Source organism: Robertmurraya sp. FSL W8-0741 (assembly GCF_038004005.1).
GTDB lineage: Bacteria > Bacillota > Bacilli > Bacillales > Cytobacillaceae > Robertmurraya > Robertmurraya siralis.
The window spans coordinates 3,916,006-3,941,948 of record NZ_JBBOQG010000001.1 but is presented as its reverse complement, the minus strand read 5'-3'; the positions used below and the strand labels follow the sequence as shown (position 1 = coordinate 3,941,948).

Sequence of the window (25,943 nt, the reverse complement as noted above, 5' to 3'; positions counted from 1 at the left end):
TCATTTTATTGTAGTATAAATTTTAAGATTCATATACTCTGTTACCGTATTACCGAGGAAAGGGTAGTAAAGAACTATATTTCTTTACTACCCTCAAGTTAATTACGTTTGAAATCTTCTTATTAAAGCATTCAATTCTTCTGCTAATTTTGAAAGTTCATCCGAGCTTGATGCAACTTCTTCCATTGAACTGCTTGTTTGCTGCGCAGAAGCTGAAGTTTGTTCTACACTTGCTGCTGACTCTTGAGAAATAGATGCAATCTCTTCTATTGAAGTATTCATCTCAACGCTTGTCGACTTGATCATGGTTAAATTGTCACGGACGGTTTGAGCATTTGTAACTACCGTTTTAACCGCATCATTGATTTTTTCAAATGTTTCTCCAGTTGTCGTAATTTGTTTCGTACCTTTTTCTACTTCTATATACCCACTTTGTAAAGAGTGGACAACTTCAGAGGTGTCGGTTTGAATGTTATCCACGATTTCTGTAATTTCACTGACCGAATTTGCTGCTTGTTCAGCTAGTTTTCTTACTTCATCGGCCACGACTGCAAATCCTTTTCCTTGTTCCCCAGCCCGAGCCGCTTCAATTGCCGCGTTGAGTGCTAATAAATTGGTTTGCTCTGCGACATCGCTGATGACTGTTACTAGTTTTGAAATTTCATTCGATTGAGTTGCTAATTGCTGTACCTTTGATACGGAGTCTTGCACGAGCTGATCGATATTACTCATCTGCTTAACAGATTGGGACATCAATTGGGAGCCATCATCGGTTAATTTTAAGACTTCATTTGAGGATTGGTAAATTTTCAACCCATTTTCATTAGCTTCATCGATACTTTCCACATAGGTTCCCATCGTATTGGAAAGTGAGCTTGCATGATGTGCTTGTGATTCGGTTCCAGCGGCAATTTCTTCCATCGCTTTTGCGATTTGGTCAGTACCCACTTGCACCTCATTGGCAGACTGTGTCAGCTCTTCGCTGTGACCTGACAACGATTGGGAGGCGATAGAGATATTTTGGATAATCTCTTTTAATTTTCTTTGTAACTCATTTATACCATTGGCAAGCTTTCCTGTTTCGTCATTTGCAGTAATATGCAATTGTTCGAGCGTTAAATCGCCATCCCCAATATGGAGCATATGGTCTGTTACTTTCCTGATCGGGTTTGTTAATTGATTCGTAAAGAGCCAAATGATTAAGATTCCGATAATGAGAGACACTCCAATAACAATCATATTTAATGTTAATATTTCATCTGCAGGTTCGTTAAAGTCAGATAAATATGTACTGGAAACGACAATCCAATCCCATTCCGGATAGGCCTCTGAGTATGTTACTTTTTCTTCGATTGCATCTTCATTTTGTGGGAGCGGGTAAAAGTAATAAGTAAATCCTCCACCATTTAACCCTTTTTCAATATATTCTTGGGCATATTTATTGCCATGTATATCTTCACTATCCCAAGAATTGTTTCCTTCGACAGAGGGATGGGCGACGACAGTGCCTTTGCTGTCAGCAATAAATAAATAGCCATTTTCACCTAAATAGATACTATCGTTAATTGGACGCGTTCCATCAGCTTGCTTTTCACCTAAAATCGCTATTTTTACCCGTTCTTGGGCATCCTCTAATGGAAGGCTTCCATTTTTCACTTGGTCATTTAGAGCATCGATTAATTCGAGTGTTTGTTCAACACTATTTCTTAAATTTGTTTTTCCGATTTCATCTAAACTGCTGCTACTTTTTTGATAGCTAATAATGCCTAATACGATCAAGGGGATCGATAATAAAAGAATGGAAACGGTTATTAACTTCCTTTTAATCGTTTTAGTGAAGAAATCTGTAACAAAGTTCATCTTCATTAACATCACTTTCCTTTTTATGAGTGTATGGTCCTAGGGTTTATTGACAATATTCAATCTAGTTAAAAATGATATAGCATGTTTCGACAATTTCCAATGCTTTCTCTCTATATTAAATGTGAATTTTTAATAAGCATTAATGCCCAAATATGAGGATATTTGTAAGTGTTTTGTCCTTGTTTTTAAATAATTAGACGATTAATGGGTATATAATACTATAATTTAAATAGTTCTTTTAGACTATTAAATTGAATGGGAATTGCGAGAAAAATGTTGGTTTTTGTCATGGTATAAGAAAGAAGATTTATAAATGCCCCAATTTGCTAAAACTTTTTCTTATAGGGAATGCGTCTATTAAATGAAAACACCGTTAGCTAACGAGAAGAAACAAGGAGATGTGTTATGTGTTAAGGAGGACGCCTAGGCAGGAAAAAGTCATTGCTGACTACGTAATGAAACATAAGGAACAATTTTATCGCCTCGCGTATAGCTATGTCCATAATCAGGATGATGCACTAGATATTGTACAGGATTCTGTTCAAAAAGCGATTCGAGCTAAAACTTTAAAAGATGAGACCGCGATAAAAAGTTGGTTTTATAAAATTGTCGTCAATACATCGTTAGATTTTCTCAGGCGCCGTCAAAAAATGACTGTTGTTGATGAATTCACGATGCAACAGAACCTCGGAAGCCATATGGATCACTATGAGGATATTGACCTACAACATGCGTTGAATGAATTGTCACCAGATTATCGAAGTGTTGTTGTCCTTCGTTATTTTGAAGATTTAAAGATTGAAGAGGTGGCTGATGTGTTAGGACTTAACGTGAATACAGTCAAAACTCGCTTATACAAAGCATTAAAAATTTTAAAGATCCAATTGGAAGTAGAAAATCAAGGGGAGAGAGTAGAATGAGTCGTCATAAATTGGAACGTTTGAAAGAGCAATATGATCATATTCCTATTCCGGAAGAGTTAGATATATCTATTCAACGTGTGCTGAAGAAAAGACAGGCTAGAAAAACTTCTTTACGGTTGGCGATGGCAGTGGCTGCTGTGTTAATGATTTTTACAACAACCGTAAACATTAATCCAGCTATTGCAAAATCGTTAGAGGAAATCCCTGTCCTTGGAAATATTGTCAAGGTGTTAACTGTAACGGAATATAAAGTAGATGAAGGAAATTATCAAGTGACAATTGATATACCGGAAGTGGAAATGGAAAATAAACAGTTGGAAAAAGGGTTAAATGATAAGTATATCGGAGAAAGTCGTGAGCTTTATGAAAATTTTATGGCTGAACTTGAAACTGAAAAAGTATTCGATAGGGAAGGTCATCTTCAAATAGAGAGTGGATTTGAGATAATAATGGAGACAAAGCAACTTTTATCAATAGGTCGCTATGTTGAGGAAACAAGAGGTTCCTCTATGGTAACGAAAAGCTATGATACGATTGATAAAGAAAAACAATTGCTAATTACCTTGCCGAGTCTATTTAAGGATGATAGCTATATACACATAATTAGTGAATATATTAAACAGCAAATGCACGAACAGATGAAAAAAGATTCAACGAAAATATATTGGGTGGACTCAAGTGAAGCTGGTGCGTTCACCAATATAAACAAAGAGCAAAATTTTTACATTAATAAAGACCATCAGCTTGTCATTGCCTTTAATGAATATGAAGTGGCACCAGGGTATATGGGCCCGGTGGAATTTATCGTTCCAACCAAGCAAATTCAATCCGTCTTGGTAAGTAATGAATATTTAAAATAGAATTTATTGGGAAAGTCCGTAATTATTTATGTGCAAAGGACTTTCCCAATTGTTTTTAAGAAGGGGTATATGTTCGTGAGCATTTTTGTCAATCGAACGATAGAGCAAACTTGTTTTTTCGCATCGCTTCGTAGAGTTAGAGTCCCTTTTTAGGATAACAAAGAAGGCGGGTGAAACCTTGATTTCACACAAAATGCGCAACAGATAGCTTTTAAGAAAAAAGCAATAAAATATCCGCAAACGATAAAATATTAGAATTCTATTCTCAATTTGTTTTATACTAAAAAGGTAGAAATGCGTTCGAATAATGGAAATTAAAATAAAAGGCAGGATACAAGAGTAATTTTGAACGTAGTTTTTAGAAAATGAAGCTTTTGCTTAAATAGGTGGTGCATGATCATTCGTGATTTTGTGGCTTTTGATTTTGAGACTGCCAACAGAAATCGACATAGTATCTGTTCTGTAGGTATGGTTTTCGTGAAAAATGGGAAAATAGAAGATTCGCTGTATCAGCTCATCAATCCAGAGGAAGAATTCGATGATTTCAACATTTCTATCCATGGGATCAATAAAGAAGATGTTAAAGAAGCTCCCACATTTGACTATTTTTACAATTCTATTAAAAATAGAATCGAAAATAAAATGATGGTTGCTCATAATCTTTCATTTGACGGATATGCATTGCGTGACAATTTAATTAGATATGAGATAAAGTCCGCTTATCATCAGTTTCTATGTACATATCAGCTCTCAAGAAGGATAATTCCCGGTTTACCATCATATCAATTAAACTCATTATGCAATCGCTTAGGAATTGAATTAACCAATCATCATCACGCATTAGATGATGCTAAAGCATGTGCTTACGTAATGTTGAAATTAACTACCGACTTTCAAATTACTAATTTAGAAGAGTTATATGGAAAGACTAAAATAAGGCCAGGGGAAATCGTGCAAAGTAACTATCGTTCTTCTTTTGTTGATAAATATCCTGAACGAGTGGATTTTAAAAAAATTAAGATAGCAACAGACACTGATCCTAATCATCCTTTCTTCGGGAAAAATATGGTGTTTACAGGTAAACTTAAATTCCTATCGAGAAAGAAGGCAGCAGAACTACTAGCTGCACGTGGTGGGATCCCACAAAATAATATCACTTCAACAACAAATTACATCCTACTTGGCGACTTTAAAGAAGCTATGATAAAGGGAAACAAGTCTTCAAAGTTAAAAAGAGCAGAATCAATGATTCGAGAGGGCAAAAATTTGAAAATTATTAGTGAAGAGGATTTTATGAGAATGCTGTAATTTCTTAATAGATGAGAAATTGACTTCACAATTAAGCACTGCTAAACTAAAAATATCAAGATGAATAGTTATGGAATGTTACCGTATGGGCATAACCTGATCTAATTTGCTTACACTACAAGTGTGTTCAAATTGGTTCAGGTTTTTATTTTGCCTCGGTAGTAATCGACTTAAATGCAGAAGATTCAAGTGGTGAGAGCAAGGGGAATATTTTTGGCCGAGCAGTGGATATAATCTCAAGTATTTTTGCTCCTTTACTGGGCGTAATGGCAGGTGCGGGGATTTTAAAAGGATTATTATTAATCGCTTCAAACTTTGGTTGGTTAGAAGCAACAGATACGACATATATCATTCTAGCAGCTACAGCAGATAGTCTGTTCTATTTCTTGCCTGTTTTACTCGCAGTAACGACCGCAAGAAAGTTTGAAGGAAATATCTTCACTGCCGTTACAATTGCGGGAGCATTGCTTTACCCTTCAGTAATTGCGCTAAATGCAGAAGAAGTGGCGACTACATTTTTCGGAATTCCGGTAACAATGATGAGTTATTCATCTACAGTTATTCCAATTATCCTCGCAGTCTTTGTGATGAGTAAGTTTGAAAAACTATGTAATCGTTTTATCCATGAAAGCGTCAAGAACTTTATTACCCCGCTACTTTCTCTTGTGGTAATGGTTCCGTTAACGTTAATTGTATTTGGTCCAATTGGTGTAAATGTCGGTAATGCAATTGCAGATGGACTATTAGCTGTATTTTCATTCAGCCCATTATTAGCAGGTGCTATTTTAGGTGCAAGTTGGCAGTTGTTGGTTATTTTTGGTGTTCACTGGGGACTCGTTCCTGTCTTCATTAATAATGTTGCCGTATACGGTAGAGATGGAATTAAACCATCATCAGCAGCCTCAGTATTTGCCCAGACAGGTGCAACGTTTGGTGTTTTTCTAAAAACTAAGAATAAAAAATTGAAAGCACTAGCAGGTTCTGCAACTGTTACAGCTTTATTTGGAATCACAGAGCCTGCCATTTACGGGGTAACGTTACGTCTGAAAAAACCATTTATTGCTGGGATTATTGGTGGCGCTGTCGGAGGAGCAATTATTGGACAGGCTGGAACTCAGGCATTCGCATCTGGTGCACCTGGACTTTTAACATTACCGATATTCTATGGACCTGGAGGAGAAGGATTTTTAGGGCTTGTTCTTGGTATCGTAGCAGCGTTCTTAGTGTCAGCTACTTTAACGTATATTTTAGGCTTTGAAGATCCTATTGAAGAAACTGAGGCGTCTGAGGATTCGAATGTAAGCAAAGAAAAGAGTGATGAGGAGATTGCAAGTCCTCTTGAAGGTAAGGTAGTTGACTTAACTGATGTTCCGGATTCTGCATTTGCTTCAGAGGCAATGGGCAAAGGAGTTGCAATTGAGCCAACATCAGGAAGAGTTGTTTCTCCAGTTAATGGAACGGTAACTGTTGCTTTTAAAACGAAGCATGCAATCGGCCTCGTTTCAGATAGTGGTGCAGAGATATTAATTCATGTTGGTATCGATACGGTTCAGTTAGAAGGAAAGCATTTTGTCTCTCATGTTAAACAGGGGGATCAAGTCAAAAAGGGAGATTTACTTGTTGAGTTCGATATTGAAGAAATCAAGAAAGCTGGCTATCAGGTAGTCACACCTATCATTGTGACAAACTCTTCCAATTATACGGAAGTTAATGCTACAAAGAATAACTCTGTAAAGGAACAAGAGACTCTATTGAGTCTGAAACTTTTCAATAGCGAAAGTGACTGACTTGTAGACGAATATCATGCCTAGACCGATAAAATGAAATAAAGACCGAAATACTTTTTTGAACATGCACCTGTCAAGTAGACATTTATAAAAACAGTCATTAAGCTGATTTTAATCGATAATTAACAGGGCTCGTTTTTAGTTTTGTTTGAATCCGTTTATGGTTATAATAGTTTATATAGTCAGCTACGGCATCGATGACTTCAACAGCTGTTTGTGGTTGTGTGAAGTGGTACATTTCACCCTTTAAGTGGCCAAAGAAGTTTTCGATACAAGCGTTGTCCCAGCAGTTGCCTCTGCGGGACATGGATTGGGTAATTCCCATCTTTTCTAATCGCTTGATGTAGATTGGGTTTGTAAATTGGATGCCTTGATCACTGTGTAGAATGGCTCCTTTTTCAAACCCTTTCTTTTTTAATTCATTCAATGCCCGAAAAACGAGCTCCATATCCTGGCTCTGGCCAATAGAATAACATGCGATTTCCCCGTTAAATAAATCTTTAATCGCACACACATACATCCACTTTTGAGCCCCTTTCTTAACCTCTATGTAGGTGATATCGATCACGAATTTTTTCCCTGGTTTGATGGCCTTAAAATGGCGATTTAAAACGTTAGGAATAGTACCGTGTGGTTGCTTCTGGTTTCTGAATCGTTTTTTTCGGATTCTACAGTATAGGCCATACCTGCGCATGATTCTGGATATTCTTTTTTCGTTTACCACTAAATCATACTCTTCCTTTAAGGCTAGTTTGATTCGCTTTCTACCGTAGGTTCCACGATGGTCTTGAAAAATTTTAATGATATAAGGCAAAAGCCCTTCATCTTTTGTATCCTGTACCTTTTCCGCACGTCGCTTCAACCACTTGTAGTAGCCTGAACGTGAAACCTCTGTTAGCTCCACTAACTTTTGAACGGGGTAGGTCGTTGAATGTGCGTGTATAAATGCAAATTGTGCTTCCTTATCATTCACCCCCTTTTCAGATCCAACAACTTTTTTAAGTATTCATTCTCCAGTTTCAGTTTTTCATATTTTTCTTCTAAAGTAGCTTCTTTCATCATCCTTTTTCCTTTGCTTTTACGTCCTCTTGTATCTTCAAGAGCCTTAAATCCACCTTCTCTTACCTTGCGAACCCATTCATTAATCCTTTTATAATTACTAATGTCATACTTCTTGGCCAATTCAGCAGAAGAATGTCCCTCCAAATATAACTCAACTATTTGCTTTTTTACATCAAACGGATATTTTCTCTTCTCCATCTCAATCATTCCTCTCTCTATAACCCTGTACAACCACTATATCATGAATTCGAGAGTGACTGTTTTTCTAAAACTGTCTACTATATAGGGACAATAACATTTTAAAGACCGATATCCAGAAAAGAGCTTCATTTAGTATTCGTGGATGTCATCAAAACAAAAAAAGACCGGGCGTTTTGCCCGGTTTTCATATTCAGCGCTGAAATTTAGTTGTTATAAGCGCCAAAGCTTAATAAATTGGTAAAGATTCGATATCCTCCTGGGACTTGGGCATCAATTTGCCGATAGAAAACAAGGCTCGTATAAAGGTAGGTCCCTTTACCATAATTCGCCATGAGAATTCCGCTTGTAAAGGGCTCTTCATTCGGATCAGCCATCGAAACAAAGGTTTCGTAACGGTCATCCCATGCCATTGGGAAGTAGAGACCTCTTTCTTGAACCCAGTTATCCCAGTCATTGCTTGTAATTTTATTAGGAAAATTAAATAATGGGTGTTCTGGTTGCGTCATTGTTACTTCAGCATTTTCGTCGGTAACTCGCCAACGAATTGATGGGCTTCCGATTGTTAATGGGTATGGAGGTGTCAAAACGGAATTCCAAGGGTCGCCAGAAGTCATGTATTGGACGACTAAATGACCGCCATTTTCTACGTATTCCAGTAATCGCTCGTTATGTTGTAAAAAGTCTTCTCTAGCGAGAGTTACCCGAATTCCAGTAACAATTGTATCGTATTGACTAAGATCACTAGTAGCTAAATCATCGGAAGTTAGTTTGGTAATATCAAATCCGGCATTTATTAGTGAGTCGGCGATAGTATCAAACCCGCTTTCAATATAACCAATTTTTAGATGGTCTGGCTTTAACAGTTCGAATGCCACGCCATTGATTGCTGCTGGATAGAGGAAGTACGAGTCTTTAATATGCTCATATTTAATCTCCTGAACAGTTGCATTGTAGATTTTTCCCTCTGCAACAGCAATTGTTTCAATTGTAAAACTTCCCTCATCTACGTTTGAAGGAGGTATTAATGTAAAGGCAACATCCTTTTCCTCAAATCGTTCTGTTAGGGAGACATTTGCTACTGCAGGCTGACTTGCCCAACCATCTGGCAGATTTAATGAAACCTTTGCACTCTTCTTTTCTTTTGCATAGTTTTTGACTTTTACATTTACAGGTATTTTATCTTGTACGTCTGCTGTGTTCACGGTTATATTGGCAGGTGTGGCAGTTACACTTAAATCAGGAAGAACACTGACTGTATTATTCAAATCAAGACTTTTACTTGTTTCGACCCCGTTTTCTTTAAATGAAATTTGAGCCTGTAGCACGGCCTCGTCGTAGGGGTGGAAATATTCGGCTTTCTTAGGAACGGTCACATTATAAGTAACTGTTTTTGACTCCCCAGGCTTCAGATGTTTGAGTTCTGAAGGTTTTTCATGTCGCCAATCCTTAGGGGTAATCAGAGCTGTTTTGATATGTTGAATCTTTGTTTTTCCTTTATTTGAAACAGTTACTTGTACTTTTGTTTTTTCTCCTTGTGTTAACACATATGAATCGATCCCAATCTCTACTGAGAGGTTGGAAGAAATAAAGCTTAATTCTTGAAGTTGCTCAGCTTTTACTTCAAGTTTATGGATTAAATCATTTTTAACACTGCTATTCAAGGTGCTTGATTTAATAAGAGATATTATTTTTTTAACTTCTTTTAAAGCATTTTGAGATTTCGGTAAAATTGCTTCGCGTTTAGGGTATAGGCTGATCATCTCCTCCAGTTTATCCTGCAATGCATTGAGGCGCTTTTGAACGTTATTTGCAGGAATTATTTGTGCCCATTCGTGGAAATCGTATGGAATTCCTGCAAAAATTTCTTTGGAAGAGGATTGTACGGCCGACTTGACTAAATCTAAATGCGCCTGTCTTGGAGCGACTGGAATATCATTGCCCATTCCTTGGCTCTTGTGTAAATAGCGTGAAGCTTCACCGAGCTGAGGGTAGCTCATCCCATAAATAGGGTCGTAGTCTCCAATTTCGATCGAAGTGGTGGCAGAATCGGCTGATGACGCAGGCAGGTAAAGTTTCTTGATTTGCCAAGGATGTAATCCCTCTTTAAAGTGCTCAGGAAAAACTTCTGGATCTGCAGCATCTTCAAAAGCTTTTTGTGATAAAACAGTTATGGCTCTATGGTGTCCGTGTTGACTGTCGACATTTAGGAAAGAAGGCATAACAATGTCCGGTTGGTAAATTCTAATAAATTTGATTAAACGCTCATAGGTTAGTTCTTCACCCCATTTTTCGAGTGTTTCATCGGGTGATTTAGAAAAGCCAAAATCGTAGATAGGATCTGATGTTGTTTCACTTAGATGGTAGGCTTTAACTCCATTAACTTTAGCAGCTTCAATCATCTCGTTGGAGCGAATGATCCCGAGGGCATTTCCTAGCTCATTCCCGATGGCATTTTGACCACCTTCTCCTCTGTTGGCAATGAGGCTAGCTGTTTTGACTCCTAAGCCTCGTGATAAATAGGCAAGCAGATCGCTGCGCTCATCATCTGGATGCGCTCCTGTATTTAAGAATGAAACTGTTGTATCAAGCGGTTTGACAGCATTCCACAGTTCAACATCAGGCTCATTTTTAGTTTGTGCAAAACTAATCGGAGGCAAAAGAGAGGCAAAAAACAGAATGGTCACAATTAAATAACTAAGTTTTTTCAATGAGAGAAACCCCTTTCATAATTAGGATAAGTATTCTTCAATACTCCTTTCTTTATTATTTTAGTTAGTAAAATTAACTAACTAATAAGAATAAATTATACTCTCAAGTCATATTATATAATTATTCAGAATATTGTAAACATTACTAAATGACTATTTGACACAAAAAGTAGGTAGATAGAACAAGGGCTAAATTCATGGTTACTTTAATTTCTGATTCAAAATAATCTAAATTTTTTAAATTAAATATTGTAAACACTTTCATTTTATTATATAAATTAATTAGGCTAACTAACTAACAAATGTAGGGCTGTGATATCTGTGATTAGAAAATCTCCAAATGAACAATCAAAACTTTTTAACAAAAAACTTGTTTTGCAATGTATAAGAACCTATCAACCTATTTCTAGAGCTGAAATAGCAGGAAAGCTAAATTTTAGCAAACCGACAGTTTCCATTCTTGTGGATGAATTAGTTCAAGAGAATTGGATACATGAAAGAGGGATAGGAGAGTCCTCTTCACAAGGTGGAAGAAGACCGATACAGCTTTATTTTAATGAAAAAGCCGCGTATGTAGTTGGAGTAGATATTGGCGGTACGAAAGTAAAAGCAGCTATCTCCGATTTGACTGGGAATATTATCTGTTCAAGGACATTCAGTACAAAGAAGCATCTAAAGCAATTAATGAGAATGCTTTATACGGAAGTTTTTGACATGCTCCAGCAAAGCCAAATAGCAGAAGAGTTGGTGCTAGGAATGGGAGTTGGCGTACCGGGGATAGTTGAAACGGAAACTGGGGTAGTGCTTGAGGCACCAAGTTTAAACTGGATTCGTTATCCGTTTTTGACAGAGTCTGAGAGATATTTTTCCTTCCCAGTCTATGTTGATAACGACGTTAACGTTGCCGTTCTTGGAGAACAATGGTTGGGAAGTGCTCAGAAAAAGGAGAACATTCTGTTCATCGCTGTCGGAACTGGAATAGGTAGTGGCATTATCATTCATAACCAACTGTACCGAGGGGCGTCTTATGCCGCCGGTGAAATAGGTTATTTAGTAACAGACAAGAATGATATGAAAAAAGAGTTTAAACCAATTTTTCATCGATATGGTTATCTGGAAAGTGTTGCAGGTGGAAAAGCCATCGGTGAGAAATTAACAATGGCAATCAGGGAAGAGCGCAACCACCCTTTATATAAAGAGGCGATTGCTTCTGAGTTGACAGGTAAACAAGCTTTTCTGTTAGCTTCGGATGGAGACAAGGTAGCATTAAAAATTGTTGAGAATGCAATAGAACATTTAGCTTATGGAATTATTAATGCCGCATCTCTTTTAAATCCTGAGGTTGTAATTTTAGATGGGGGAGTAATGAAATCGGCTGACTTCATTCTTCCAAGATTGCAAAAAATTGTGCAGCCATACTTACCTAGTTCAGTGGGAATACATCAATCAGAGCTTGGCGAAAATGCAGGAGTATTAGGAGCAATCTCTCTGTTTTTAAGAGAATATGACAGTATTTTAAATGCACCTAACTTGTGACATCCGTGTCTCCTATTTATTCCTTGTTAAACCAAAATTTTGGGCTCATCTTATATGAAATCTTGGTTTCACGTCCTTTTTTAGAACTGAAGGGTACTCTGATTCCACGACTCGTTTTCTCCTTTCGTTTCATGATTCAGACGGAAATGGGCCCAAAAACAACACTGACATCTAACAAAGCTATGTATAAAAATGGTTCTTAGTAGATTATTGATCTACTTCAAGAATAAATAAAGAAGCTAGGGGGATTCAAATGTTTAAAAAGAAGAGTTTTTTAGTTCTTTTACTGGGGTTGATGATGTTGTTTGTTTCTGCATGTTCAAGCGGTTCTTCAGGTGAAGAATCTCCATCGAATAATCAAGGTGGGGATGCAGAAGAATCTGCGAGTGGAAATCTTGTTATTTATACAGCGCGGGATCAGACGATCGTTGATCAAGTTGTTGAGATGTTTAATGCGAAATACCCTGATGTAAGAGTTGACGTCTTAACGATGGGAGCACAGGAGATTCTTGAGCGTGTACGTGGTGAAAAGGCAAATCCACAGGCTGACTTTTGGTGGGGTGGTACTCAATCTGCCTTTATGACTGCAGCAAACGAAGATTTATTAGAACCATTTAAGCCAAGCTTCGATGCTAGTATTCTAGCAGAACATAAGGATGCAGAAGGCCGTTGGTATGGCGAGATGCTTCTACCGGAAGTTATCATGTACAACTCAGATATGCTTTCCAAAGAGGAAGCTCCACAGGATTGGGATGATTTATTAGATCCAAAGTGGGATGACCAGCTCATCATTCGTGGTGTATTAGCGTCCGGAACGATGAGAACCATTTACTCAGCGATGATTCATGAGCAAGGTGCTGATAATCCTGAAGCAGGTTATGAATGGCTTAAAAAATTAGATGCCAACACGAAGGAGTATGCACAAGATCCAACAAATTTATATTTGAAGCTTGCTCGTCAAGAAGGCTCAATTTCTCTTTGGAATCTTCAAGATATCCTTATTCAAAAGAACCAGCATAATCAGCCGTTTGATTACATCTATCCTCAAAGTGGTGCACCTATTTTAGTTGATGCAGTTGGTCTAGTCAAAGATGCAAAAAATCTTGAAAATGCAAAGTTATTTTATGAGTTCTTGTTTGAGCCAGAAACACGGACAACGTTAGCAGAGGATTTATATCAAATTCCAACTCGTACTGATATTGATAAATCTGCAATGCCTGATTGGTATCAAGAACTTGAGTTGAAATCTTTAGAGCTTGACTGGGAAGTTATGTCCGAAAAAGAGGCAGAATGGATGCAATATTGGGATGAAAATATAAAAGGTAAGAACTAAGCGAACTGTGGTTCCTTTTAAAAAGGGTGAAGAAATTTCCTTTGCCCTTTTTATGAATTTTACTGATTTTAATCAAGCGATCGCTGCAAGATTAATGACAAAAAATTTTTTCCTTGAAGAAAACATTTTTACAACGATTGCACACAAGATGTTCTAGTAAAAATTGTGTTCTTTCGATCGTTCCTGAAGGTGCTTGCTCTTTCTAAATTACAGCGAGGTGTTCGTATTGAAAAATGTAAGACTAGAAACTGTTAGTAAAATGTTTGGTTCAGCTGTTGGCGTTGAGAATGTAGATATAGATGTTAAACCTGGAGAGTTTTTTACCTTTTTAGGACCATCAGGATGTGGAAAAACAACTACATTACGGATGATTGCTGGTTTTTATTTTCCGACAAAAGGAAAAATTTATTTTGATAATCGTGATGTAACAACTCTTCAGCCAAATAAACGAAATATTGGGATGGTCTTTCAAAATTATGCACTTTTTCCACATATGACTGTTTTTGAAAATATTGCATTTGGTCTTGAAGTACGCAAAATGTCCAAAGCAGTAATCAAGGAGAAAGTGGAACGAGCACAAAAACTGGTTCATCTAGAAAAATACGGTGCACGTAAAATAAATGAGCTATCAGGTGGGCAACAACAACGTGTTGCGTTAGCTCGTGCTCTTGTAATCGAGCCAGATATTCTTTTGCTTGATGAACCACTTTCCAATTTAGATGCAAAATTGCGCGAGGAAACGAGAGTTGAGATTAAGAGACTTCAGGTTGAGTTAGGGGTAACGACGATCTATGTTACCCATGATCAAACTGAAGCAATGACCATGTCCGATCGGATTATGGTTATGAAAGAAGGTGTTGTTCAACAAATTGGAACTCCGCAAGAGATCTATAATAAACCAACCAATCATTTTGTTGCTTCTTTCATTGGAGAATCAAATGTACTGAATGGAGAAGTGGTTGAAATTATTGAAAACTCGGTGAAAGTAAAGCTCGAAGATCATATTTTTGTTCAAGGTTCTATCGATCAGTCAGCAAATGGAAAAAAGCTTACGATTGGAGAGAAGATAAAATGTTCAATTCGTCCGGAGGCAGTGTTTGAAGGTCCAGGAGTGAATGAATTACACGGCACGATTCAATTGGTTGAATTTACTGGAGTAAGTATTAATTATGTTGTTAAAGTCGGCTCCAATATCATGAAAGTAATGATTATTAATAAAGGTAACCGAATTCTTAATAGAGGTGATTCGATTACTCTCCATGTTCCGGTAAACGGAATTTACTTGATTGGTGAATAGGAGGTGAAAAAATGAGTGGAAATCAGGATGTAGTTATGAAAGAAAATTGGTGGAGTCGGTTAACCCGATCCAAATATTTTGTTTATGTTTTAATTTCACCTATTTTTTTGGTGCTTTTAGCATATGTAATTTATCCTTTTTATCAGACTTTTCTCCAAAGTGTTATGACTGAGGAAGGTGCGACTTTCGAAAATTACCAACGCTTTTTTGGCTTAACTAGTACTGCCAATCTTGAAGCGCTTTGGACAAGTATATATATTTCGGTCATTAGTGTTATTACCTGTGCCATTGTTGGGGTAACGATGGCCTTTTTAATGGAACGTTATGAGTTCCCCGGCAGAAAGATTTTATCAGTTTTAATTTTAGTGCCGATGGCATTGCCGCCACTGGTGGGTGTTTTATCTTTCACCTTTTTATATGGAGAAAGTGGTATTATTCCAAGGTTTTTTCAAGCATTGTTTAATCTTGATAGTGTGCCATTTGCTTTAAAAGGTGTTGTAGGAGTGATCGTTGTTCATACGTTCACCATGTATACGTATTTTTATTTAACTGCAGCAGCAGCGATTAAAGGATTGGATCCCTCCTTAGAAGAAGCAGCAACAAGCTTAGGCTCAGGGAGAATTCGCATTTGGCTTAAAGTAATTTTACCAATGTTGACGCCATCACTTGTGGCTTCTTCCTTACTTGTCTTTATGATATCCATGGCTTCGTACACTGCACCATTAATGTTTGGTGTTGATAGAACAATGACGATGCAAATTTACTTGTCGAGGACGAATGGGAATCTTGATATGGCAGCTACTCAATCTACCATTCTTTCGATTGTTTCGATTTCCTTTTTGATTCTGATGAGATGGTATCAGGGCAGACGTAATTTTCAGAATCAGAGTAAGGGCATCGGCGTTCATCGAACCGAATTGCGTTCACAGTTGGCAAAATACTTATCGATGGCTTTTTCTTTTATCGGTGTCATTATCTTAATGCTTCCAATTCTAGTGCTTGTGTTGATCTCTTTTTCAGTTGATGGAGAATGGACTGTTCAAATTATCCCGACAAGCTATACATTGCAGCATTATATTGATCTATTTACAGATGAGCGCACCTGGCGTCCGATATGGAATAGTCTGCAGATGAGCTTTGTCGCAACGGCAGGCAATATTCTTTTCGGTGTTGCCGCAGCATATGCACTTGTACGAATGAGATTTAAAGGGAAAGTGTTTCTTGATATTTTAATTATGGTTCCATGGGCCCTTCCGGGTACTGTTGTTGCTGTTAATTTAATCGCTGCTTTCAGTGAACCTAATGTTTTTAGCTTTAACCAAGTTTTAATTGGGACATTTTGGATTTTGCCATTAGCATACTTTGTCCGGCACCTGCCGTTAATATTCCGCTCCACGTCTGCTGCATTAATGCAAATGGACGAATCAGTCGAAGAAGCAGCTCGCAGCTTAGGAGCAAATTGGTGGTACACCTTTAGGCGGGTTGTCATGCCAATGGCTTTTTCTGGAATTCTAGCAGGAACATTGCTCGCTCTTGTTCAGGGAATTGGTGAATTTGTTGCTTCTATCTTAATTTACAGTACCTCTACCATGCCATTATCAGTTGCCATATTCCAGAAAATGTACGCATTTCAATTTGGAACTGCATGTGCATACGGGGTACTACAAATTGTGTTAATCGTTCTCGTTCTCTTTATCTCACAAAAGTTGACCGACGGAAAAGCAGGAGCTGCCATATAAAAAGGAGAGAAGTTTATGAAAGCAAGTGATATTCACGGAAGAGATCTTTATCTGCTTGAGCAGGCACCTTTTGCTGTTGTCCCATTGGGTAGCTTTGAATACCATGGCCCTCATTCTCCATTAGGGACTGATATTGTATTAGCAGAAGGGTTTGCAGATTTGATTGATCCTAGCTTAGGTGGAGCCATTTATCCAACAGTACCTTACACGGCGTGTCCTGGAAAAACGAATAAGTACAAAGGGACGTTGACGATTCGTCCCAGTGTCATGCAGGAGTATTTAATAGATATTGTTGTTGGAATCCTTGAGCAGGGAATTAAGAAAGTTATTTTGTTAAATGCCCATGATGGCAATATGGGCTTATCGCGAACGGTAGCAGAGTATGTGACTGGGCAACATACTGATGCAAGTATATTATTGGTGAATTGGTGGCAGATGGTGGCCGTTGATGATGCGAAAGAAATAGGATTTGAGGGAACTAAAGGACGGGGACATGGCGGTCCTTTTGAAATGTCAGCAGTTAAAGCCTTTCGTCCAGATTTAGTGGAAGTGGAGCAAGGGGACGAGGAGTTTAAGGAACAAACTCCGCTTTCGGATCATCCCTATATTTTAGTTGAGGGAACCCCTGTTTCATGGGATGGTTATACTGGTTTAATTCAACAAATAAGTGAAGACAAGGGAAGAAAAATTGTCCATAAAGCTAGCACTAATTTAAACGAGTTAATTAAAAATTGGCTTTACTAATAGTAGACAAGAAGGGATTGACTATAATGAAATCAGTGCTAAGGGAACAGGTCATCAATAAGGAAGGAGCAGTCTTTCCTTCAAAAACGTATATGTCAATGGTACTTGAACCAGCTTATGATGAGGCGAAGACACAATTTATTGACTCTATGTTAGAAATTCACTATGCACATTTAATTATGTTAGTTGAGCAAGGAATTATTGAAGATGCCGAAGCGAAGAAGATTGCGAAAGCTGTACAGAAGCTAGATGTTGAAACGATAAAGTTGAGCAGTTACACGGGAGAATTTGAAGATTTATTTTTTGAAGTAGAGCATTCTTTAATTGAAGAAGCAGGAGATATTGCGGGAAATCTCCATATTGCTAGAAGTCGAAATGACATGGGAATTGCGATTTATAGAATGACGTTACGAACAAAATTACTAGTTTTAATTGAAAAGGCGATAAAACTGCGTGAAGCACTTATTGAATTAACGGAGGAGCATAAGGAAACGGTAATGATTGGCTATACCCATACACAGCAAGCGCAGCCAACCACGTTAAGTCACTATTTAAATGCCATGACAGATGTACTGACACGAGATATTCAGCGAATGCAGGCAGCTTTTAGGACAGTTAATCGCAGCAGTATGGGGGCGGCCGCACTTACAACATCAGGCTTTGCCATTAATCGGGAACGGATGAAGGAGCTGTTAGGGTTCGAAGAGGTGATTGATAATGCATGGGATGCAGTAGCTGGAGCCGATTATATTGCTGAAACTGCAACATCGGTTCAATTATCAGCATTGAATTTAGGAAGGTCGATGCAGGATTTTCTACTATGGGGAACGCAAGAGTACGGTGCTTTTCTCCTTTCTGCTCCATATGTGCAAATTAGCTCTATTATGCCACAAAAAAGAAACCCTGTTTCGATGGAACATATGAGAGCATTGTTATCAAGCGTGGCGGGAGATTGCCAAACAGTCTTGTTAATGGTTCATAATACTCCATTTGGCGATATTGTAGATACGGAAGACGATATGCAGCCCTATATTTGGAAAGCTGTTGAGAAATTGGGCGGCATTTATGAATTGTTGACCTCTGTATTATTGACAATGGAAGTAAACAAGGAAGTTCTTTTAAAGAGGGCGCAAGAGAGCTTTGCAAATGTAACAGAGTTAGCTGACACGATTGTTAGAAAAGACGGTTTGTCTTTCAGGCAGGCGCATCATGTTGTTAGTTCCACTGTTAAAGAATTGATGAGAAGTGGTCAAATTACATTACATTCTTTAACGTTGGAACTGTTAAACAAGCAATTTATGAAAATAGTAGGCAAACAATCCAGCTTATCGGAGGAAGAATTAAAACAATGTTTAAGCCCTGAGTATTTTGTACAAATACGCAGTTTAGAAGGTGGACCAAGTCCAACGAGGATGGAAAAAACGATTGAAGTGAGACAAAAGGAACAAAGTGATTTAATTTTTTGGTTGAATGAAAGAAAAGATAATTTGTCGAAAGCGGCTTTAAACGTCAAAACCATTACCTCAAAGTGGACGGATTCGCAAAATTAAGTAGATGCAGCTTATAGCTAAAGAGGGTAACCGACGGTTACTCTCTTTTTATATTTGACAATTTCCTTGGATTCTCCTGTTTATTAGCTAATCGTACTATCTGGAAAGAGCTTAATGAAGACTCGAAAAACAGATGGGAAGATAATGCCGAGTATTGGGATGATTATATGGCGAAGAAAGTAATCGATGTGATTAGACCTTCCACGGAAAAATTGTTGGGCGTTGAACAAGGTCACGATATTTTAGATATTGCCTATGGAACTGGAAGTTTTCAAGAAGAATAGCCAAATTGGGAGCTATTAAAAGACGATGGGCATTTTATTTTGTCAATTACACCAACCTCAGAGGTGCGGAAAATTAATAAATTAGAAGGCATTAACGTATATTTTCATAAACAGCCTGAAAATCCACTCTTTATCAGCTTAGTTATCACTTCTGCCATTTCTTTCGGTGGTTTATCCATTCCGTTATTGAGCCATTTTCTGATGACATCGATGCTCCCGCTTATGATAAAGGTACTTATATAAACAGAAAGCTTGGGGTCAAGCGTATGTACTGCTTTCCAATTTTGCATGAAGGCTTGGTGAGCAAAAGTGATCACTTTTTTCTGGAAGTTGGTGTCCGTATTTTCGTCTAGAAGTACTTGGCAAACTTCTTGCTTAGAGGTGAAGTATTCTAGCAATCTCTCTATCAATTGAAGATCGCCCTCGTCTTTATCATAGGTGCATTGGTTAAGGTAACCAGCCATATCTTGAATAATTTCTTCCTCAATTTTATCGAGGAGATCGAAATGATCGAGGTAATGGGCATAAAAAGTTGAGCGATTAATATCAGCAAGCTCACAAATTTCTTTTACGGTAATGGAAGAAATTGATTTTTCTTTTAATAACTTGATCAAACTTTGCTTTAAGGCCATGCGTGTATACTTTTTGCGTCGATCTAATTTGGAATTCATGAGTGAACTCTCCTTGAATTTTTGATTTTCCCAACACAATTATTAAATGTGTTGGAAAAATTACAGATGTTGTTAAACTGATTATTGAATAGGCAACACCCTGTTTCTATAATGATATGGTGAATATAAAAAAATGGCAAGAGAGGTGAGGGATGATAAACATTGCAGCACGAGTTATTAAACATAAAAAATCCGTTGCGATTACTTTTATGATCCTGACCATAATATCTACCTTTGCACTTTTTACAGTATCGGTTAATTACGATATGAAGGATTATTTGCCAAAGGATGCTGGCTCAACAATCGCGTTGGACATTATGGAGCAGGAATTCGAGGGTGGTGTTCCATCCAATCGGGTCATGGTGAAAGACGTAACGCTCCAAGAAGCGCTTACTTTTAAAAAACAGCTGTCTGCAATTGATGGTGTCTTTGATGTGACTTGGTTGGATGATGCGGTTGATATTAAATCACCGCTCGAAATGGCTGAGCCTAAAACAGTGGAAACATATTATAAAAATGATACAGCGATATATTTATTCAGTATCCGTCCAGGTGATGAAGTCCAGGTGACGCAAGCCATTTACGACCTTATCGGGGAAGAAAATGCCCTTGCCGGTGAATCGGTGAATACTGCAACCCAACAAACGATGGCAGGAAAAGAATCGATGTTTGCAGCCATGTTATTAGTTCCAATTATCATTATCATTTTGGTTGTATCGACCACTTCATGGATAGAGCCACTGTTTTTCTTAACGGCAATCGGTATATCAGTCTTAATTAATATGGGAACCAACTTTTTTCTTGGGGAAGTTTCTTTCGTTACCCAGTCAGTGGCCCCCATTTTACAATTAGCTGTTTCACTGGATTATGCGATTTTCCTACTTCATAGTTTTTCAGATTATCGGAAAAAAGTTGCCGATCCGAACGAAGCGATGGAGCTTGCGATGAAAAAATCCTTTTCTGCCATTGCTGCCAGTGCGGCCACTACCTTTTTTGGGTTTATAGCACTGTCCTTTATGGAATTCGAAATCGGCTCAGACTTAGGAATTAATTTAGTCAAAGGAATTCTTTTAAGCTTCATAAGTGTTATGGTATTTTTACCAGCGCTTACGCTTCTTTTTTATAAATGGATTGATAAAACACAGCACAAACCTTTACTCCCTAGCTTTAAAAAAATGGGAAATGGGGTTGTTAAAGTTAGGCTAGTAAGTTTTATTTTTGTTCTTTTATTGATTGTCCCAGCCTTCTTAGCACAAAGTAAAACAGATTTTACATACGGCATTGGAGAGCAACCGGAGACAACCAGGACGGGTGCCGATATTGTGAAAATTAAAGAAGAGTTTGGCGAGAGTACGCCGATTGTTTTACTCGTTCCAAAAGGGGACGTTGTCAAAGAAGAAGAGCTTGTACATGATTTAGAGGAACTCAAGCATGTAACAAGTGTTCTTGCTTATGTCAACACAGTCAGTGCGGCGATTCCTCCTGAGTACTTAGATCCAGCTATTACGGAACAATTTTATTCCGAGAATTATAGTCGAATCATCTTGCAAACCGAAACAAAAAATGAAGGAAAAGAAGCGTTTCAGCTAATTGAAAAAGTACAACAGGCAGCCGATGAGCATTATGAAGAAGATGTCTATCTTGTTGGGGAAAGCGTGACCTTGTATGACATCAAAACGACAGTCGAAAAGGACAATAAGTTAGTTAATCTATTAACGATTGGAACTGTTGCTTTGGTTTTATTTGTCACATTCCGTTCAATTTCGATTCCAGTAATATTGCTTCTCACGATTCAGACATCTGTATGGATTAATTTATCGGTTCCATATTTTACAGATTCACCACTTCAGTATGTGGGATATTTACTTATTAGTATTATTCAGTTAGCAGCAACGATTGATTATGCCATTTTGTTAACAGATGCGTATAGAGATTATCGAAAGGAAATGAACGTCTTTCAAGCGGTCAGAAAAACAATTGATGATAAAATATTCTCGATTGGAGTTTCCGCTTCGATTTTATCAAGTGTAGGCTTCATTTTATGGATTACGTCGACTAATCCAATTGTTGCTTCCATTGGGCTATTGTTAGGTCGAGGAGCATTGCTTGCGTTTATTTTAGTTGTATTTTTCTTACCTGCGATGCTGGTGCTTTTTGACAAATTGATTATAAAAACCACTTGGAAAGCAAATTTTCATAAGGAGCAATGATGATGAGGAAAATAAAGAAAATTTTATTTGTCTTTGTAGCGCTTCTTTTATTGCTTCCTTCATTTCTTGTAACGGCTGCTGCAAATTCAAATAAGTCGGAAGACGATGTTTCTTCAAGGGAGGGCACTGTCTCTTCAAAGGATGAAGTTGTTTATGCAAAGCTAAGTGCTACGGGTGAAAGACAAGAGATTTATGTCGTCAATATTTTGGATGTAGAACAGGCGGGGAAAGTAGTTGATTTTGGGCGTTATTCTCATTTGAAAAATTTAACGGATTTAGCCGAGCTCGAACAGCAAAATGGTGCAGTTGAATTTGTTGCCCCTAAGGGAAAATTTTATTATCAAGGAAATATTGATGAACAATCCTTACCATGGAATGTTTCCGTGTCTTATCTGTTAGATGGAAAAATGATTTCCCCTGATGAGCTTGCCGGAAAAGACGGGCATGTTCAAATCAGGGTTCAGACAAATGCCAATGAGGAAGTAGACCCTATATTTTTCCAAAACTATTTATTGCAGGTTTCACTTTCTTTAGATTTAGAGATTTATCGAAATATTGTGGCACAAGATGGGATGATTGCAAATGCGGGAAAAAACAAGCAAATCACCTTTACAGTGATGCCTGAAAAAGAAGGGGACTTCCTCGTTGAAGCTGATGTTCAAGGCTTTGAACTAGAAGGCATCGATATATCAGCAGTTCCATCATCAATGGCCATTGATTCCCCAGATATCGATGAAATGGTCGGTGACATGGAATCCCTAACAGATGCAATTGAAGAGCTCCATAATGGAGTTGGAGAACTTGATACAGGTGTCTCACAAATAAATTCAGGAGTGAAAGAGCTCCGTACGGGTTCTGAACAATATCAAGATGGAATGAAGGCAGTCGCCGCTTCATCCTCTTCATTAATTGATGCGTCAAAGCAAATTAATGAAGCTCTTGTAATGTTGAATCGATCGTTAAGCAGTAATTCAGAAGAGATGGACCTTGGGGAATTGAAAAAGCTTCAAGATGGACTGCACCAAATAGCGGGAAGATTAAAAAAAACGTCAACAGGTTTAGCTACGCTAAAGAAAAATTACGCTATTTCATACCAAACTTTAGATGGTGCGATGAATGCTATTCCAGCACAAGAAATTTCCGAAGCACAAATCCAAGAGCTATATGGTAGCGGTGCTGATCCCGATGTATTAGACCGATTGCTGGATACCTATTCTGCCGCACTTAAAGCAAAAGGCACTTATACAGCTGTCAAAGCTGCTTTTGATGGGGTGAATTCTACATTAGAACAGGTTAGTGGAGGTCTTCTAGAGATAACGACGCATCTTGAAACAATGGCAAAAGGAATTTCTTCTTCCCTAGAAAATAACGATATGGCAGATTCATTTGTTCTATTACAAAAAGGAATTAGCGATCTTTCAGCGAATTATAAAAAATTCCACTCTGGATTAGTCGGTTATGCAGGTGGGGTAAGTCAATTATCAAGCTCATACGGCATGCTCAATAGTGGTATTGCTGATTTGTCAACTGGGACCGGCGAATTAGAAAGTGGTGTCAGTGGGCTCCACGACGGTACTGGGGATCTAAAAGATGCGACAAGTAATATTCCAGAGCAAATGAAGGAAGAAGTTGAGCAAATGATGGCTGAATACGATAAGTCTGACTTTGAAGCCGTATCTTTCATGTCAGGGGAAAATGAAAACATCAATTCTGTCCAATTTGTTTTAAAAACAGAAAGCATTAAATATGAGGAACCTGAAAAGGTTGAAGAATTGGAGGAAGAACCACAAGGATTCTGGGCTCGTTTGTTAAAACTTTTTAAGTAATCAAATGATATGAGTTTAAATTCGAAGGCACGAATTGAGAAGCCTTCATTCAATATAGTAAAAGAAAGTGGAGATAAAAGATTTCTTTCTCTCCACTTTCTTTTTGAGCTAAGGCGATATAAGGGAGAGCCGCAATTATTCACAAAGCACTGCAACAATAAAAGGTACTCGAATAAAACTGATAATAAACAGCTCATTTGAACGTCAAGTCCGTGTTTTTACGTGGAGCTCCACAATCGACTTTAAAATCCCCATAAATTTCTTGTTAAATACCATAGCTATACTTATTCGATGGCATCTTTCTCGAAAGCTGAAAATCGTTTAATTGAAATGCTGATAAAGATTTCCCATTTCAATGGCTCCAACAGCTGCTTCATAGCCTTTGTTACCCGCTTTTGTTCCGGCTCTTTCGATCGCTTGTTCAATTGAATCTGTAGTAAGGACACCAAAGATAATCGGTGTACCACTTTGCATTCCAGTAGCGGCAACACCTTTTGCGACTTCACTGCTGACATATTCGAAGTGAGGTGTTGCTCCTCTAATGACTGTTCCAAGGGTGATAATCGCATCAAAGATTCTTTGGTCAGCTAATTTTTTAGCAGCGAGAGGGATTTCAAAGGCTCCAGGTACCCACATTACGGTAATATCTTCATCCTTAACACCATGCCTTATTAATCCATCCTCGGCTCCAGCCAATAGTTTACTCGTAATAAATTCATTGAAACGAGATACAACGATTCCAATTTTCAATCCAGTACCGACTAAATTTCCTTCAAGTATTTTTGCCATGATCGATTCACTCCTATAAAAATTTAAAATATGTGTTCAAGTTAATCAATGGATAGTAAATGTCCAAGTTTTTCTTGCTTCGTTTTTAAGTAGCTTACATTTTCTTTTTTTGTTGGCATTTGCAGGGGAATTTGTTCCACTACTTCTAAACCTAAACCTGCAAGACCTGCGATCTTTCGTGGGTTATTTGTTAATAAACGCAGCTTTCGAACACCGAGATTTCGCAAGATTTGCGCACTGGTTCCATAATTTCTTAAATCAGCTTGGAAACCCAGTTTCTGATTAGCTTCGACGGTGTCATAACCTTGTTCTTGAAGTTTGTAAGCTCTTAATTTATTTATGAGTCCAATGCCTCTGCCTTCCTGTCTCATATAAAGTAGAATTCCGCGGCCTTCCTTCTCAATTTGTTCCAGAGCAGCATGTAGTTGCGGACCACAATCACAGCGATTTGACCCAAATACGTCACCTGTTAAACATTCTGAATGCACTCTTACAAGAATTGATTCATCTTCCCGAATATTCCCTTTTATCAGGGCGACATGTTCCTTGTTATCTGTTTTACTTGTAAAGCCAATTGCTTCAAATTCTCCAAATTTGGTAGGGAGATGTATTTCAACATGACGTTCGATTACTGAATCGTGTTCAAGTCGATACTTTATCAATTCTTTTATTGTAATTATTTTCAAGTCGAATTTATCCGCCAATAGCATTAGATCGTCAACTCGTGCCATTGTTCCGTCATTATTCATCACTTCACAAATGATGCCTGCTTGTTTAGAATTTGCTAATCTAGCTAAATCAATAGCTGCTTCTGTATGTCCAGCTCGACACAAAACTCCTCCCTCCTTGGCGATAAGGGGAAAAATATGACCTGGCCTTCTGAAATCATGTGGAAGGGAGTTGTCATCAATTAGTTTTTTCACTGTCAATGCTCGTTCATAGGCACTGATTCCTGTTGTTGTATTTATATGATCAACACTGACGGTAAAGGCGGTCTCATGATTATCAGTGTTATTTTCAACCATTGGCTGAAGTTTAAGCTTCTTCGCAGTGGATTCTGCAAGGGGAACACATATGAGTCCGCGTCCTTCCTTTGCCATGAAATTAATCATTTCCGGTGTTGCAAATTCTGCTAAACCAAGTAAATCTCCTTCATTTTCGCGATCTTCATCATCACAAACAATAATCATTTTTCCTTCCTTTAAATCTACTAATGCATCCTCGATTGAATGGAACATCAATTTATTCCTCC

General features: G+C 37.9%; 18 protein-coding genes and 1 pseudogene. 12 read left to right on the top strand and 7 right to left on the bottom strand.

The annotated features are described in order from the left end of the window. Window positions 1–102: 102 nt before the first annotated feature. A complete protein-coding gene (locus NST02_RS19225) occupies window positions 103–1,866 on the bottom strand; it encodes a methyl-accepting chemotaxis protein (protein WP_306428709.1) in 1,764 nt (587 codons plus the stop codon). A 452-nt stretch (window positions 1,867–2,318) separates the two neighbouring features. On the opposite strand from NST02_RS19225, the gene NST02_RS19220 reads away from it, so the two are divergent. The 4 genes and pseudogenes from NST02_RS19220 to NST02_RS19205 form a co-directional block, all read left to right on the top strand. Next, the gene (locus NST02_RS19220; RefSeq protein WP_340950030.1) at window positions 2,319–2,783 is read left to right on the top strand and encodes a sigma-70 family RNA polymerase sigma factor; all 465 of its coding nucleotides are present in this window, start codon (window positions 2,319–2,321) and stop codon (window positions 2,781–2,783) included. Further along, window positions 2,780–3,646 (top strand): DUF3298 domain-containing protein, encoded by an 867-nt coding sequence (locus NST02_RS19215; protein ID WP_095309408.1) that lies wholly within the window; start codon window positions 2,780–2,782, stop codon window positions 3,644–3,646. Before NST02_RS19220 ends, NST02_RS19215 begins: the two co-directional genes overlap by 4 nt. Window positions 3,647–4,039: 393 nt before the next feature. Beyond that, complete coding sequence (locus NST02_RS19210) at window positions 4,040–4,954, top strand: exonuclease domain-containing protein (RefSeq protein ID WP_235879512.1); 915 nt, start codon at window positions 4,040–4,042, stop codon at window positions 4,952–4,954. A gap of 179 nt (window positions 4,955–5,133) precedes the next feature. After that, window positions 5,134–6,741 (top strand): annotated as a pseudogene (locus tag NST02_RS19205) (beta-glucoside-specific PTS transporter subunit IIABC); the annotation flags it as partial. Window positions 6,742–6,841: 100 nt separating this feature from the next. On the opposite strand, the gene NST02_RS19200 reads toward NST02_RS19205, so the two are convergent. From NST02_RS19200 to NST02_RS19190, 3 genes are all read right to left on the bottom strand, one after another. Next, entirely contained in the window at window positions 6,842–7,714 is an 873-nt protein-coding gene (locus tag NST02_RS19200) for an IS3 family transposase (RefSeq protein ID WP_340949595.1), read from the bottom strand. Further along, complete coding sequence (locus NST02_RS19195) at window positions 7,711–8,001, bottom strand: helix-turn-helix domain-containing protein (RefSeq protein WP_170211413.1); 291 nt, start codon at window positions 7,999–8,001, stop codon at window positions 7,711–7,713. The genes NST02_RS19200 and NST02_RS19195 overlap by 4 nt, the downstream gene beginning before the upstream one ends. A 206-nt stretch (window positions 8,002–8,207) precedes the next feature. Beyond that, window positions 8,208–10,712 carry an NEW3 domain-containing protein gene (locus NST02_RS19190; protein ID WP_340949594.1) on the bottom strand — a complete coding sequence of 835 codons (2,505 nt, stop codon included), beginning with the start codon at window positions 10,710–10,712 and terminating at the stop codon, window positions 8,208–8,210. Window positions 10,713–11,033: 321 nt separating this feature from the next. Here NST02_RS19190 and NST02_RS19185 point away from each other — a divergent pair, with 321 nt between their 5' ends. The 6 genes from NST02_RS19185 (at window position 11,034) to argH (ending at window position 18,911) form a co-directional block, all read left to right on the top strand. Further along, window positions 11,034–12,248 carry an ROK family transcriptional regulator gene (locus NST02_RS19185; protein ID WP_235879446.1) on the top strand — a complete coding sequence of 405 codons (1,215 nt, stop codon included), beginning with the start codon at window positions 11,034–11,036 and terminating at the stop codon, window positions 12,246–12,248. A gap of 253 nt (window positions 12,249–12,501) precedes the next feature. After that, window positions 12,502–13,581 carry an extracellular solute-binding protein gene (locus tag NST02_RS19180; RefSeq protein ID WP_095309443.1) on the top strand — a complete coding sequence of 360 codons (1,080 nt, stop codon included), beginning with the start codon at window positions 12,502–12,504 and terminating at the stop codon, window positions 13,579–13,581. Window positions 13,582–13,807: 226 nt separating this feature from the next. Next, a complete protein-coding gene (locus NST02_RS19175) occupies window positions 13,808–14,878 on the top strand; it encodes an ABC transporter ATP-binding protein (RefSeq protein WP_095309445.1) in 1,071 nt (356 codons plus the stop codon). Window positions 14,879–14,889: 11 nt separating this feature from the next. Further along, window positions 14,890–16,617, top strand: coding sequence for an ABC transporter permease (locus NST02_RS19170; protein WP_212933903.1), 1,728 nt, complete (start codon window positions 14,890–14,892; stop codon window positions 16,615–16,617). A gap of 15 nt (window positions 16,618–16,632) precedes the next feature. Beyond that, the gene (locus tag NST02_RS19165) at window positions 16,633–17,361 is read left to right on the top strand and encodes a creatininase family protein (RefSeq protein ID WP_095309450.1); all 729 of its coding nucleotides are present in this window, start codon (window positions 16,633–16,635) and stop codon (window positions 17,359–17,361) included. Window positions 17,362–17,387: 26 nt separating this feature from the next. Continuing rightward, complete coding sequence (gene argH / locus NST02_RS19160; RefSeq protein ID WP_095309452.1) at window positions 17,388–18,911, top strand: argininosuccinate lyase; 1,524 nt, start codon at window positions 17,388–17,390, stop codon at window positions 18,909–18,911. 388 nt (window positions 18,912–19,299) lie between these two features. Here argH and NST02_RS19155 read toward each other — a convergent pair whose 3' ends face one another. Then, window positions 19,300–19,866 carry a TetR/AcrR family transcriptional regulator gene (locus tag NST02_RS19155; RefSeq protein WP_095309454.1) on the bottom strand — a complete coding sequence of 189 codons (567 nt, stop codon included), beginning with the start codon at window positions 19,864–19,866 and terminating at the stop codon, window positions 19,300–19,302. 152 nt (window positions 19,867–20,018) lie between these two features. On the opposite strand from NST02_RS19155, the gene NST02_RS19150 reads away from it, so the two are divergent. Both NST02_RS19150 and NST02_RS19145 read left to right on the top strand, forming a co-directional pair. Beyond that, window positions 20,019–22,076: an efflux RND transporter permease subunit gene (locus NST02_RS19150; protein WP_095309456.1), complete on the top strand. Its 2,058-nt coding sequence runs from the start codon at window positions 20,019–20,021 to the stop codon at window positions 22,074–22,076. A gap of 2 nt (window positions 22,077–22,078) precedes the next feature. After that, a complete protein-coding gene (locus tag NST02_RS19145; protein WP_340949591.1) occupies window positions 22,079–23,902 on the top strand; it encodes a YhgE/Pip domain-containing protein in 1,824 nt (607 codons plus the stop codon). Window positions 23,903–24,223: 321 nt separating this feature from the next. Here NST02_RS19145 and ribH read toward each other — a convergent pair whose 3' ends face one another. Next, a complete protein-coding gene (ribH, locus tag NST02_RS19140; RefSeq protein ID WP_095309460.1) occupies window positions 24,224–24,691 on the bottom strand; it encodes a 6,7-dimethyl-8-ribityllumazine synthase in 468 nt (155 codons plus the stop codon). Window positions 24,692–24,732: 41 nt separating this feature from the next. Then, the gene (locus tag NST02_RS19135) at window positions 24,733–25,929 is read right to left on the bottom strand and encodes a bifunctional 3,4-dihydroxy-2-butanone-4-phosphate synthase/GTP cyclohydrolase II (protein ID WP_137743656.1); all 1,197 of its coding nucleotides are present in this window, start codon (window positions 25,927–25,929) and stop codon (window positions 24,733–24,735) included. Window positions 25,930–25,943 lie beyond the last annotated feature (14 nt).